Consider the following 12,874-nt stretch of genomic DNA (forward strand, 5'->3'; position numbering starts at 1 on the left):
ATGACGACCCATAGCAAGCAGAAAATTGCCGTCGCCGTGGCGACGGTGGCGGCCCTCGGCGTGCTGGCCTACCTGGTAGCCCCGGGCCTGTTCGGCCGCGCCAGCGAGCAGAGCACCAACGATGCCTTTATCGCTGCCGACTACACCCTGGTGGCGCCGCGGGTAGCGGGCTTCATCAAGGAGGTGCTGGTGGAGGACAACCAGCAGGTCAAGGCCGGGCAGTTGCTGGCGTTGATCGATGACCGCGACCTGCGGGCCGCGGCCCAGGCGGCGGACGCCGAAACCCTGGTGGCCCAGGCCCAGTTGCAGAACGCCCGGGCGACCCTGGACCGGCAGAGCTCGGTGATCGCCCAGGCCCAGGCGGCGTTGGTGGCGGCCCGGGCCGAGATGGCCTTCGCCGAGCATGAGCTGAACCGCTACAACCACCTGGCCGGTGTCGGCGCCGGCACGGTGCAGAATGCCCAGCAGGCCCGGACCCGTATCGACCAGGCCAGCGCCCAGGTGGCCACCGCCACGGCGGCCCTGGCGGCGGAGCGCAAGCAGGTGGAGATCCTCACTGCCCAGCGCGATGCGGCGCAAGGTGGTTTGAAGCGGGCCCAGGCGGCCCTGGAAATGGCCAGCTACGAGCTGTCCTACACCCGTATCGTCGCACCGGTCGATGGCATGGTCGGCGAGCGCGCCGTGCGAGTCGGTGCCTACGTCACCCCGGGCAGCAAGATCCTCGCCGTGGTGCCCTTGCAGCAGGCGTATGTCGTGGCCAATTTCCAGGAAACCCAGCTCACCGCCATGCATGCCGGACAAGCCGTTGAAGTGCGGGTCGACAGCCTGGGCGGCGAGACCCTGCATGGCCGGGTGGAAAGCCTGGCCCCGGCCACCGGAGTGACCTTCGCCGCGGTGAAGCCGGACAACGCCACGGGCAACTTCACCAAGGTGGTGCAGCGCATCCCGGTGAAGATCCTCCTGGATCCGCATCAGCCCATGGCCGAGCGGTTGCGGGTGGGCATGTCGGTGGAAGCCAGCGTGGACACCCACAGCTCCGCCACCAGCGCCCGCGAGGTGACCCAGCGATGAGCCGCGAACGAAGCCCTGCTCTACCTGGGCAAGCGCCGCGAATGCACGACCGTTTGGCGCAGGGGGGCACAGCAACCCCACAATCGCTCGGCGCGGTTGCCCAGGGCCGCCGCGAAGGCCGCCTTGCGAGTGCTACGCACTCGAACCGAAGCAAGCTCCCTCGCCACCGGTCCATCCGTCATGCGTTGCAGGTGCTGAGTCTGTTGTCCCTTGGCGCGTGCAGTGTGGGGCCGGATTTTCAGCACCCCGAGGCGACTCAGGTTGCGGCTTGGGCAACCCCGCAGCGCGCTGCCGCCAGTCAGGCGGTGGACAAGGCGATGCAGGAGCGTTGGTGGGAGGTGTTCCACGACCCGCAGCTGTCGGCCCTGAGCCAGCGTGCCTTGACCGACAACCTGGATCTGCAACTGGCCACCAGCCGGCTGCAGCAGAGCCGTGCGGCACGTCAGGTGATCACTGCCCAGCAATACCCGAGCACGTCGGCCACGGGGGGCTACGGGCGCAAGCGCAACAGTGCCGAGGGCTTGAACGACCCTTCGGGAAACAATGGCAAGTCGGCCTTCAATCTCTGGGAAGCAGGCTTTTCCGCTTCCTGGGAGCTGGATTTCTGGGGCCGTGTGCGGCGGGAAACCGAAGCCGCCGACGCTCGTCTGGAAGTGGCGGAAAACGATCGCCGCGGGGTGCTGCTGGCGGTTCTCGCAGAGACCGCCCAGGACTATATCCAACTGCGTGGCGTGCAGAGCACCCGGGCGGTCACCGAGCAGAACCTGGAGGTGGCGCGCCACAGCCTGAAACTCTCGCAACTGCGCCTGGCCGATGGCGTGGCCACCGACCTGGACGTGGCGGAAGCCGCGGCCCAGGTCGCCACCATCGAGGCCCGTCTGCCGGAGCTGCAGCAGCGTCAGGCGCAATTGATCAATGCCTTGAGCCTGCTGCTGGGGGAGCCGCCCCAGGCCCTGCACCAGGAACTGGCCAGCGACGCCCCGGTGCCGCAACCACCGACCCAGGTGGCCATCGGCCTGCCTTCGCAACTGGCGGAGCGTCGCCCGGACATTCGCCAGGCCGAAGCGCAGCTGCACATGGCGACCGCCAACATCGGCGTGGCCAAGGGCGATTTCTATCCACGCATCACCCTGTCCGGCAACTTCGGTTCCCAGGCCCTGCAACTGGCGGATTTCGGCTCCTGGAGCTCCCGCCAGTTCGGCATCGGCCCGCAGTTCAGCCTGCCGCTGTTCGACGGTGGCCGCCTGCGCGGCGTGCTGCACCTGCGCGAGGCCCAGCAGCAAGAGGCGGCGGTGGTCTATCAGCAGACCGTGCTCCGGGCCTGGCATGAGATCGACGACCAACTGACCCGCTACAACGCCAGCCAACTGCGTCGCGACAGCCTCGCCGAAGCGGTGCGGCAGAACCAGATCGCCTTGCGCACCGCCCAGCAGCAATACGTGGAAGGGGTGGTGGACTTCGTCAACGTGCTGACAGTGCAGGGCGCCTTGCTGACCACCCAGGAACAACTGGTGGACAGTTCGGCCGGCGTGTCCCTGGCCATGGTCGGTTTGTACAAGGCCCTGGGGGGCGGCTGGGAGTCGGTGTATCCGTTGCAGGCGCCAACTCCGGCGAGCTGAATCGGCCTTTTGCCTGGCGATGGAAAAAAGTGTAATGATAATTGCTCTCAATCATGTGCACGGTTCCATTCATGGAAGCAACGACTGACGGCAACGAGCAATTGCATCGCCTTTATCGCGATCATCATGGCTGGCTCCAGGGGTGGCTGCGCAAGCGCCTGGGGGATCGTGAACATGCCGCGGATGTGGCGCAGGACACCTTCCTGCGCCTGTTGCTGTCCGGACGTTTCCCCGGGCAGCAGGAAAGCCGCAGCTACCTGGCCCAGATCGCCCGCAACCTGGTGATCGACCAATGGCGCCGGGCGCGGATCGAACGCGCCTACCTGGAAAGCATCGCCCACCTGCCCGAACCCCAGACCCTTTCCCTGGAAAGCCGTGCGTTGATCATCGAAACCCTGATGCAGATCGACGCCATGCTCGACGGCATGCCGGAAAGGGTCCGCCAGGCGTTTGTCATGTCGCAGTTCGAAGGCCTGAGCTACGCGCAGATCGCCGAGCGCCTGGGCGTGACCGTCAGCTCCGTGCAGAAGTACATGATCCGCGCCATCCAGGCCTGCTACCGGGTGGTCTACGAACAATGAGCGCGCATCAGGCGCCCATCGCGCCGGCGATTGTCGAGCAAGCCAGCGAATGGCTGATGCTGCACTGGGGCGGTGCCCTGGACGATCAGCAACAAGCGGACTTTGCCCGTTGGCAGGATGCCGACCCCGAGCATCGGCGGGCCTGGCAACGCCTGCAACAACTGCAACAGACCCTGGGTGGCGTCCCGGCCCATAGCGCCCGGGCGGTCCTGGCCCAGGCCCCGGACCGGCAACGGCGTGCGGCACTCAAGCTGCTGGGCTTGCTGCTGGTGGCCGGTGGCAGCGGCTACCTGGTGCAAGGCAGCCAGCCCTGGCGCGCGGCGTTCGCCGAACAGCGCACCGCCACCGGGGAGATCCGCCACCTGACCCTGAGCGACGGCAGCCGCCTGGACCTCAACAGCGGCAGCGCCGTCGACCTGCTGTACAGCGCCAGTGAACGGCGCATTCGCCTGATCCAGGGCGAGATCCTGCTGAGCAGCGGGCATGACTCGTCGCGTCCGTTGATCGTGGAAACCGCTGCCGGCGAGATCCAGGCCCTGGGCACGCGCTTTGCGGTGCGAGACATGGACGGCGGCACCCGGGTCGACCTTTACGAAGGTGCTCTGCGCATCAGCCCGCGGCATGTACCAGCGGTGCAGATCGGTGCCGGCCAGCGCCTGTGGTTCAGTGCTGGCCAGATCGCGTCCAGCCAGCCCGCCGAAGTCAACGCCAGCAGTTGGAGCCAGGGCCGGCTGATTGCCGAGCGCCAGCCCCTGGGGCAGTTCATCGCCGAACTGGCGCGCTATCGTCCCGGCGTGCTGCGCTGTGACGAGGCCGTGGCCGGACTGTTGCTGACCGGTGTGTTTCCCCTCGATGACAGCGATGCGGTGCTCGCTGCCCTGGAGCGTTCGCTGCCGGTGCAAGCCCACGCCGTGACCCGGTATTGGGTCACCCTCAAGCCCCGCGGTTGATTTTTTTGCACCGAGCCTTGTCGGTTCTGGCGAGTTGTCCGGGATACCTCATGAAAGCCGATCAAGACGCATTCTCATGGGGAGTTCCGGAATGCCTTACCACGCGACACCATCCACTCAGACCTTGAGCGCCGCCGTGCGCCGGGGCGTATTCCTCGGCCTGCTGGCAATGGCGCCGGTGGTGCCGCAGCTGGCCCTGGCCGACAGCCGCCAGCAGGACCAGGCGCGTCAGTACGACATTGGCGCCGGTAGCCTTGACCAGGTCCTGAACCGTTTCGCCAGCGCCGCAGGCATTCTCCTGGCCGTCGACGCGCAGCTCACCGCCGGCAAACACAGCGCCGGTCTGCAGGGGCGTTACGAGGTGGACCAAGGGTTGCAGCAGGTGTTGCGTGGCACCGGCCTGCAGGCCGTGGGGTCGGGTACCCACTGGGGATTGCAGGCGGTGCCGCAGGACGGTTCGCTGCAACTGGAAACCACCCGGATCGGTGCGGCCCAGGCCGAGGAAAACGCCTGGGGGCCGGTGGATGGCATCGTCGCCAAGCGCAGTGCCACCGGCAGCAAGACCGATGCGGCGCTGGTGGAAATTCCCCAGACCATCAACGTGGTCACCGCCGCCGAAGTCAGGGCCCGTGGTGCCCAGAGCGTCACCGAGGCGCTGCGCTATACCCCGGGCATGACGGGCGGCGGCTTCGCCGATCGGGTACGGATCTTCGATGAGCCCACCTCACGCGGTTTTGCGCCGACCCCGCTGTACCTGGACGGTCTGCACCTGCCCTATGGCGGCGGCAGCACCGGTGGCGCGCTGCAGATCGAGCCCTATTCCCTGGAGCGCATCGAAGTGCTCAAGGGGCCGGCCTCGGTGCTGTACGGGCAGAACCAGCCGGGCGGCATCGTCAACATGGTCAGCAAGCGTCCCACCGCCACCCCTGTGCACCAGTTGGTGCTGGAAGCCGGCAGCTACGATCACAAGAGCGTGGCCCTGGACCTGGGCGGCCCGCTGGATGATCAGGGTGAGTTCCTCTATCGCCTGACCGGACGCGCCAGCGACAGCCAGGCCGAGATCGATTATGTGCAGGAGAAGCGCCAGTTCATCGCCCCCAGCCTCACCTGGAAGCCCAACGACGACACCAGCCTGACCCTGTTCGCTCAGTACCAGAAAGACAACGACGTGCCCGAGGCCCAGGGCCTGCCCAGCGTGGGCACGGTGTTCGCCAACCCCAACGGCAAGATCGACCGCGACCTGTTTCTCGGCGAGCCGGGAGTCAACGCCTATGACCGTGACCAGTTCGTCCTTGGCTACGAATTCTCCCACCGCCTGAACGATGTCTGGACCCTGAAGCAGAACGCCCGCTACGCCGATGTCGACGACCACTACCGGGCACCGCTGCATGGTTACGAGTTCGTCGCCAACCCTCTGACCGGGGTCAAGGACCAGCGCTACATGACCCGCTTTGGCGTGGACTGGAAACAGCACAACAAGGTCTATGGCGTGGATAACATCGCCCAGGCGCAGTTCGACACCGGCGCCCTGAGCCATACCTTGCTGATGGGCCTGGACTACTACCATTTCAATTCCAAGTTCAATGGCCAGTACGATCGCAATCCGCCGATCATCGACATGTTCACCCCGACCTATGGCCAGTCGCCGAACTTCGGCGGTCCGCACCGCTGGGACAACACCATTATCCAGACCGGCCTGTACCTGCAGGACCAGATCAAGCTCGACCAATGGGTGCTGGTGCTGGGTGGACGCTACGACTGGGCCGAGACCGACAACAAGACCCCCTTGGGAGGCACCCATACCAACAGCAAGGATGAGGCCTTCACCGGGCGGGCGGGGCTGGTGTACCTGTTCGACAATGGCTTGGCGCCCTTTGTCAGCTACTCCGAATCCTTCCTGCCGCTCAGCGGCACCAGTTACGGCGGCAGCCCGTTCGACCCTTCCACCGGCAAGCAGTACGAAGCCGGGGTGAAGTACCAGCCGCCGGGGCAGAACAGTTTTATCCAGGTATCGGCCTACCAGCTGGACCAGGAAAATATCCTCACCACCGACCTGGCCAACCCCGGGTTCAACGGCCAGAGCGGAGCGATCCGCTCCCGGGGCATCGAGGTGGAGGCCAAGGCCAGCCTCAGCGAGTCCCTGGACGTGATTGCCTCGGCGTCGCGCAACGACATCAAGTACACCAAGGACAATGATGGCCGCGAAGGCCGTCACCCGGCGGGCATGCCGCCATTGACCGCAGCGCTCTGGGCCAACTACACGATCCTCGGCGATTCGCCGCTGGCGGGCCTGGGCGCCGGCCTTGGTGCCCGTTATGTGCGCAGCAGCCTGGGCACCGACTACGACGGAGCGTTCCATATCCCGTCCTATACCGTGCTCGATGCCAGCCTGACCTACGACCTGGGCCAATCGCCGTTGCAGTTCAAGGGCGTGAAACTGGCGCTGAACGTGAAGAACCTCGAGGACAAGACCTACGTGGCCAACTGCACCAGCATCTGGGACTGCTACTACGGCGATGGGCGGACGGTGGTCTCCAGCCTGACCTACGACTGGTAGGGGGGCGGCCGCCAGTTATCGCGCCTGCTGGCCGGCTCCCTGCGGGTGGGCACGCTGTTGGGGGGTGCCTGCAGCTTCTCGGTACTGGCGGCTCCGCGCATCCAGTGGGCGAGGGTTTCCCGTGGGCTCGGGGCGTTGCTCGTTGGGGCAGTGAGAGAGAATCGCTCCATCGGCCGGCGAACCGCTTCTCTGCGCGCGGGCTTGAGTCGTGAGGCGAGCCCCTTCTCCGGCGGCACGAAGGTTGATCCTGCTCCAGGCGGTGGTACTGAACGTCAAACCGCGCAGCCTGTTCTGCCTGGCTCAGGTGAAAGGATCCACCTGCCCCGGAGCCGATACCTTGAAGGTTTACTGCAAAAGAGCTCAGGGCTTGGCCGGCGGATTCTGCAGAAACACCACATAACCCTTGAACCACGGGCTGGCGCGCAACGACTCCGGCTCCTGCCATTCGCCGCCCTGGATCAGCCCGACCTTGTAAGGCAGGCCCATGCGGTCCAGGCGTGGCAGGTAGCGGGCGTAGTCGGGAATGCTGGTACGCCCCTGATAGGTCTGCACCACCACCTCATCGACCACCCCCTTGAGCTGGCCGATGGCTTGCGGGTCGGCGTTGCTGCCCCAGTCCATCAGGCCGGTGATGCTCAGGCGGTAGTGCGCCGGCAGGCGCCGGCGCAGGTCCTGCAGAAACTCCGCGTAGGAGGCAAGGTCGCGGGTGCTGCTGTCGAAGTCGATCTGGATCCCCACCACGGGATTGCCTGCGGCCTGCCAGCGCTGTACCTGGCCCAGCAACTGGCGATAGACGGTTTCCGGCCAGGCCAGGGTGTGGGCGCGGTACACCACCCAGACCTGCTCCTGGCTCAGGCGCGACACCGGCAGGCCCTGGGCAATGAGTTCGACGCCACGCGCCGGATGGCGCCGCGAGCGGCTGACCTGGCCCTGGAGGATGTACAGGGTCCTGGCCTGGGCCAGCACCGGCTGTGGCTTGACCCCGCTCCACAGCCAGAAGGCGTCGTGCTGCGCCGCATCAACTGCGGCGCTTGCCGGGGCTGCCCAGTACAGGCACAGCGGCAGCAGGCAACAGGCCAGGCGTTTCACGCTTACCAGTAATAACGCAGCGACTGACCCCACTGGGTATCCCCCAGCTTGGTCTTCAACTGGCGAAACCAGGCCTTGCGCACGGCCGGTTCGACGCCGGCGCCACCGCAGCGGTTGATGCCGGACGAGGCGTAGCAGTTGAGCGCCCGGTACAAGGCATAGGCGCGTTCGTCACGGTTGGCCTTGGGGTTGTTGATGACCACCTGGTAGCCGTCGAGCCGCGAGAATGGCTTGCCGGGGAAGGCGTCTGGCGTGCCGCCCAGGGCCTGGGGTTCGGGCGCGGTGTCCAGGGGCATCGAGTCGAAGCTGTTCAGGCGCATGAATTCGCCCAGGCAGAGCAGCCCGGCCGGGCTTTTCGGATCCTGTTGCAGGGTCGCAGCGGTGTCCTTGATGTTCGGGCACGCGTAGTGAACTTCTTCGCTGTCCTCGGGCTGGCCATTGGATTGGAACACCGCCAGCGACGGCCCCTCGTAGAAGGTGTAGCCCAAGCTGCGACCGAGTTTTTCGGTGGGCAGGGGGCTTGGCTGCTGCTTGAAGTCCTCGCCGAAGGCGGCGTACTGGCCACGGGTCAGGTCCTTGTACAACAGGACGAACAAGGCGGTATTGCGCTCCGTCGAGGCCTCCGGCTGTTGCGCCTGCTGGCGCAGCAGCTTGGGCGAGGCCACCTGGCGCAAGAGCAGAGTGCGCACCTGGGCGCTCTGGATCGGCGAGTCGCTGGCAAACACCTTGGCCAATTGCCCGCTGCGTTCGTAGCCGTAGGCCAGCGCCAGGTCCAGCTGTTCGCGCTGCAGTGGCTGCTTGACCAGGGGCAGCAACTGCAGCCACAGCGCCTCGGCGCCTTTCCAGTCCTGTTGGGCCTGCATGGCCAGGGCGCGCAGGCTTTGCTGGCTGAAGCTCAGGTAATCCAGTTGTGCTGGAACCTGAGTGGGCAGCAGTTGCAGCGCCGCCGCCGGTTTCTGCTCCACATACAGGGCGAAGGCCGCCTGGAGGTAGTCGAACAGGGCCGGCTGGGCAGCAAACAGGGCTTTTTGCTGCTGCAGGGCCTCCCGGGTGAGGGTCGGGGTCGGCGAACTGCGCATGCCCATCAGGTCGGTGACGGTCAGCAGCAGGGGGGCCTGGATCTCTCCGGCGGTACCGGTGAGCAGTTTGTAGTCGATTTCCTGCACCAGCTCATCGGGCACGGTCTGGCGTCGGGCGTCCGGGGCGGGGGACAACTGCTGGGCATAGTCCGCGGCCAGCGCCCGGGTATCACCGGCCAGCCAGTGCACTCGCCTCATCAGTCCCGTGGCGGAGTCGGCGTACTGACCCTGTGGATAAGTCTTCAGGTACTCGCTGAAGCCAGCTCCGGCCTGTGCCAGGCTGGACTTATCCACATGCTGCAGGTTGACCGTGCCCCACTCGTCGAAGGCGTTTTCCTGGGCCTGGTTCAAGGCGTTGCGCGGGCTCATATAGGCCCCGGTCTCGACCAGCCAGGGTTGTGCGCTGGCCTTGAGCGCACTGAAACCCTGGGCGGCCGGGGCAAAGCGGCCGCTGTAGAAGTCCGCGGCGGCCCGCAGGTAAGTGGCGAAGTCCTTGGCCGCCGGGGTGTTCAGGTTGCCCGGCATCAAGCTCTCCAACGGCCCGCTGTCCCAGCTGCAGGCACTGAGCATCTGGGCCCGCGCCTGAGCCAGGCCGCGGCGCTCGTCGGCATTCAAGGGCGCGGCGTTGAGCTGCTCGACAAAGGCCAGGGCGCTGCCTTCCGAGTTGCTGCGGCAGCGGCTGCCTTCGCCAGAGAGAAAGGCGTTCCCGGCCACTTCCTGGGTGTCCCGGGTGACTCCCAGTGCTTGCAGCGCGCTATTGAGTTGCTCGCTGACGGCCGCGCGCTGGGCCTTGGCGGTGCCGGTCGCTTCGGGATTGCTGTCCGGGTCCGCCGGGCTCAGGCGGTACAGCGGGAACGGCACTTCGCCGAAACCCAGGTTCAGGTCATCGTCGGACAGCGGGCGTGGCGCCAGGGGCAGGCTGCCCTGATCGGCCAGCAACAGGCGCAGATTGACCCGGCTGTCATTGCTGGGGCTGAGAAACGGCAGGTTGCTGCAGGCGGTCAGCTGTTTGGAATAGAGGGTCCAGGTCGGGTAGCAGTAGTCGTCCGAGCTGGCGTGTGCCTGGCTGACACACAGGGTGCCGAGGGCCAGCGCGATTGACGATAGAAGGCCGTTGCGCATGCGATTGTCCTTAATCCGGAAAGCCAGGAGGGCAGGGCACCCTTGGTGCTGCAAATCATACCTAAGGTGCTGGCCGGCACCTATGCTGCCGATTTGAGATTGTGCAATTTGTGATGCGGCATGCGCATGGGTTCCCGAGCATGGCTTGGGCTTTGCGGTTTTTCAGCCAAAGGCAGATTCTGTGCAGGGCCGGATGCGGCGCGAACGGGCAAGTCACGGGGAGCAACAATGGAATTTCGTAGAACGCCGGAAATGGTCGGGCGTTTGCAAGATCAGGCACCGGCACGCCAGGACCAGGGGCTGCAGCGCATCGTTCGGCTGGCGCTGGAGTATTGGTTGCTGCCGGTGCTGCTGCTGGCTGCGCTTACCCGCTATTACGACCTCACGGCGGCGGCGATCTGGGGTGATGAGGGCTCCAGCTTGCTGCTGAGCCAGTATTCCCTGGCGCAAATCTGGTTTCACGCCGCCCATGATGTCCACCCGCCGCTGTATTTCATGCTGCTGCACGGTTGGACCGAGCTGTTTGGCGATGGCATTTTCTCGGTTCGTCATTTCAGCGCCCTGCCCGGGATGCTCAGCGTGGTGCTGGGAATGTGGCTGGTGGGGCTGATCGCCACCCGACGCGCGGCGATTCTCGCGGGGGTGCTGCTGGCCCTGCTGCCGACGGCTGTGCGCTACAGCCAGGAAGTGCGCATGTACGCCCTGCTGGGGGCGCTGCTGCTGGGCGCGACCCTGGCCCTGGTGTACTGGGTGCGTGAGCCGGGGCGTCGACGTTACTTGCTGATCTATACGCTGCTGATGAGCCTGGGGTTCTACACCCATTACTTCACCGCCTTCTGCGTGCTGGCCCACTGGTTGTACCTGGCCGGGCTGGGCAAGGATGCCAGGACCGGCAGGCGCCTGGTGGCCCGTCCGGACTGGTGGCTGGCCAATAGCGCAATCGTGCTGCTGTTCCTGCCTTGGCTGCCGGAGCTGCTGGATCTGCTGCAGCACCTCGATGAGCTCAAGGCCAATGGTGATGTGGGCTGGGAGCCGCCAGTGACCCTGGCCTCGCTGCCGGCGATGGTCTGGCAGTGGCTGATCCAGGACGAAGGTGACGCCTTGCCCTGGCCGGTGTTCATCGGCTTGCCGCTGCTGTTGCTGCTGGTCTGCACCTGGCTGGCCTGGCGGGATCACAGCCCCGGGCGCTTTGGGCGCCTGCTGGTGAGCTACACCCTGCTGCCGTTACTGCTGGTGTTTGCCGTGTCCTACGCCTCGCCGGTGTTCATCGAGCGCTACCTGACCGCCTATGCCCTGGGGCTGCCACTGATCATGGCGATCGTCATCGACCGCTGGCTCAAGCCCGCGCGCTGGGCGGCGCTGGCGCTGCTGGTGCTGTTTGTCGGGACCGAAGGCGTCGGCCTGAAGAACAACATCGATGTCGATCCCAACGACCAGATCAACGCCATGGTCGACTACGTCAACGTGCGCTATGCCGAGGGCGATCGCATCGTCATCAGCGACATGCTCTGGTACCTGAGCTACCTCTACTACAACCGTACCGATGCTGAACCGATGCTCTACACCCCGCCCCTGCCCGGTGGCGCTTCCAGCCGGCCCAACAGCTACGGCTTCGGCACCCTGGTGGAGCAGCCCGAACAGGTCTACCTGGACCAGCTCTCGGCATTGCCGGTGGGCAGCGGCCGGGTGTGGCTGGTGGGCAGTGACGACCAGACCGAGGAGTTCGCCCCGGTGCCGGCGAACTGGCACAAGGTCAGCGAGTTTGCAGCAGGCAGTACCCGGGCGCGTCTGTTTGTGCTCTGCGGCTCTCCCAGCGCCGGCCAGCTCAGCGGGGTGCACTGTCCTTGAGGAGGGACTGGCCGCTCAGGCCATTTCCACTCGGGGGGGTGGCAGCAACAAGCGCTTCAGCCTCAGTTGCGGGCCGTTGGCCGAGCGGTGGCGCAGGGTTGCATGCCGTTGGGAACTTTGTCCGGCAGCGGTCGGCATGCGACCTAGACTTGCACCAGGGAGTCACAGTCCTGTCCCTCTCTGTGGGACTTTGAGGTGCATCATGCGTATGGCAAGAACCGTGCAACGCAGCCTGGAACTGGCGCATTGCCAATTTGACCTGGTCACCCACCCCCATTCGGCCAGCAGCCTGGAGACGGCACGCGTCGCGGGGGTGCCGGCGGAGCGGGTGGCCAAGTCGGTGATCCTCGACGATCACCACGGTCACTACCTGATGGCGGTATTGCCGGCCAGCCGCCACCTGGACCTGAGCAAGGTGCGCGGCAGTGGTGAATGGCAGATTACCCGGGAGAGCACCCTGGCCCACCTGTTCAACGACTGCGAACGCGGCGCGGTGCCGGCCCTGGGTGAGTCCTACGGGCTGGATGTGGTGATCGATCCCTTGCTGACCCGGCAGAAGGACATCTACCTGGAAGCCGGCAATCACCACAACCTGGTGCACATGAGCATGACCGAGTACCTGAAGATGGTGCCCCATGCCCAGGTCTGCGAAGTCTCTCACTGATCAGGAGTTCGACCATGGAAGCCCCGATCCACACGCTGCCGGCGCTGTTCAAACAGTTGGGGCTGGCCGACGACCCGGTGAGCATCGAGCGCTTCATCGCCACCCACTCGCCCCTGAAGCCGGACCTGCACTTGGCGGATGCGTTTTTCTGGAGCAAGAGCCAGGCCGACTTTCTGCGCACGGAAGTGCTGGACGATGCCGACTGGGCGGAGGTGGTGGATCAACTGGATGTGCTGTTGCGCAGAGGGCGCGGGGGCTGATGCGCTGTAGTTGTTGGGGCAGGTTATCTAGACC

10 protein-coding genes are annotated in these 12,874 nt (G+C 65.8%); 8 read left to right on the forward strand and 2 right to left on the reverse strand.

The genetic code is table 11. The features are described from left to right. From U873_RS0129645 to U873_RS0129665, 5 genes are all read left to right on the forward strand, one after another. Entirely contained in the window at positions 1-1,071 is a 1,071-nt protein-coding gene (locus U873_RS0129645; protein ID WP_025131698.1) for an HlyD family secretion protein, read from the forward strand. Positions 1,072-1,244: 173 nt separating this feature from the next. Next, positions 1,245-2,690, forward strand: coding sequence for an efflux transporter outer membrane subunit (locus U873_RS0129650; protein WP_043274715.1), 1,446 nt, complete (start codon positions 1,245-1,247; stop codon positions 2,688-2,690). Positions 2,691-2,761: 71 nt separating this feature from the next. Further along, on the forward strand, positions 2,762-3,271 hold the full coding sequence (locus U873_RS0129655) for a sigma-70 family RNA polymerase sigma factor (protein ID WP_025131700.1): 510 nt from the start codon (positions 2,762-2,764) through the stop codon (positions 3,269-3,271). Continuing rightward, complete coding sequence (locus U873_RS0129660; protein WP_025131701.1) at positions 3,268-4,221, forward strand: FecR domain-containing protein; 954 nt, start codon at positions 3,268-3,270, stop codon at positions 4,219-4,221. The genes U873_RS0129655 and U873_RS0129660 overlap by 4 nt, the downstream gene beginning before the upstream one ends. Positions 4,222-4,312: 91 nt before the next feature. Further along, complete coding sequence (locus U873_RS0129665; RefSeq protein ID WP_025131702.1) at positions 4,313-6,778, forward strand: TonB-dependent siderophore receptor; 2,466 nt, start codon at positions 4,313-4,315, stop codon at positions 6,776-6,778. Between the two features lie 360 nt (positions 6,779-7,138). On the opposite strand, the gene U873_RS0129670 is transcribed toward U873_RS0129665, so the two are convergent. Together U873_RS0129670 and U873_RS0129675 are read right to left on the reverse strand one after the other, a co-directional pair. Beyond that, complete coding sequence (locus U873_RS0129670) at positions 7,139-7,900, reverse strand: DUF3142 domain-containing protein (RefSeq protein ID WP_051586121.1); 762 nt, start codon at positions 7,898-7,900, stop codon at positions 7,139-7,141. Beyond that, the gene (locus U873_RS0129675) at positions 7,870-10,068 is read right to left on the reverse strand and encodes a hypothetical protein (protein WP_025131704.1); all 2,199 of its coding nucleotides are present in this window, start codon (positions 10,066-10,068) and stop codon (positions 7,870-7,872) included. Before U873_RS0129675 ends, U873_RS0129670 begins: the two co-directional genes overlap by 31 nt. A 228-nt stretch (positions 10,069-10,296) precedes the next feature. Between U873_RS0129675 and U873_RS0129680 the strand changes: the two genes are divergently transcribed. The 3 genes from U873_RS0129680 (at position 10,297) to U873_RS0129690 (ending at position 12,840) form a co-directional block, all read left to right on the forward strand. Then, a complete protein-coding gene (locus tag U873_RS0129680) occupies positions 10,297-11,916 on the forward strand; it encodes a glycosyltransferase family 39 protein (RefSeq protein ID WP_025131705.1) in 1,620 nt (539 codons plus the stop codon). Positions 11,917-12,118: 202 nt separating this feature from the next. Continuing rightward, positions 12,119-12,580, forward strand: a complete 462-nt coding sequence (locus tag U873_RS0129685; RefSeq protein ID WP_025131706.1) for an aminoacyl-tRNA deacylase — start codon at positions 12,119-12,121, stop codon at positions 12,578-12,580. Between the two features lie 14 nt (positions 12,581-12,594). After that, positions 12,595-12,840: a DUF2789 domain-containing protein gene (locus tag U873_RS0129690; RefSeq protein WP_025131707.1), complete on the forward strand. Its 246-nt coding sequence runs from the start codon at positions 12,595-12,597 to the stop codon at positions 12,838-12,840. Positions 12,841-12,874: the final 34 nt, after the last annotated feature.

It is taken from the genome of Pseudomonas sp. PH1b, assembly GCF_000633395.1.
GTDB lineage: Bacteria > Pseudomonadota > Gammaproteobacteria > Pseudomonadales > Pseudomonadaceae > Aquipseudomonas.

What these genes read in the sequence shown, in the direction of transcription:
- U873_RS0129660 (WP_025131701.1), top strand. Translation starts at nt 3,268, where the DNA reads ATGAGCGCGCATCAGGCGCCCATCGCGCCGGCGATTGTCGAGCAAGCC.
- U873_RS0129675 (WP_025131704.1), bottom strand. Translation starts at nt 10,068, where the DNA reads ATGCGCAACGGCCTTCTATCGTCAATCGCGCTGGCCCTCGGCACCCTG.
- U873_RS0129645 (WP_025131698.1), top strand. Translation starts at nt 1, where the DNA reads ATGACGACCCATAGCAAGCAGAAAATTGCCGTCGCCGTGGCGACGGTG.
- U873_RS0129685 (WP_025131706.1), top strand. Translation starts at nt 12,119, where the DNA reads ATGCGTATGGCAAGAACCGTGCAACGCAGCCTGGAACTGGCGCATTGC.
- U873_RS0129665 (WP_025131702.1), top strand. Translation starts at nt 4,313, where the DNA reads ATGCCTTACCACGCGACACCATCCACTCAGACCTTGAGCGCCGCCGTG.
- U873_RS0129680 (WP_025131705.1), top strand. Translation starts at nt 10,297, where the DNA reads ATGGAATTTCGTAGAACGCCGGAAATGGTCGGGCGTTTGCAAGATCAG.
- U873_RS0129690 (WP_025131707.1), top strand. Translation starts at nt 12,595, where the DNA reads ATGGAAGCCCCGATCCACACGCTGCCGGCGCTGTTCAAACAGTTGGGG.
- U873_RS0129655 (WP_025131700.1), top strand. Translation starts at nt 2,762, where the DNA reads ATGGAAGCAACGACTGACGGCAACGAGCAATTGCATCGCCTTTATCGC.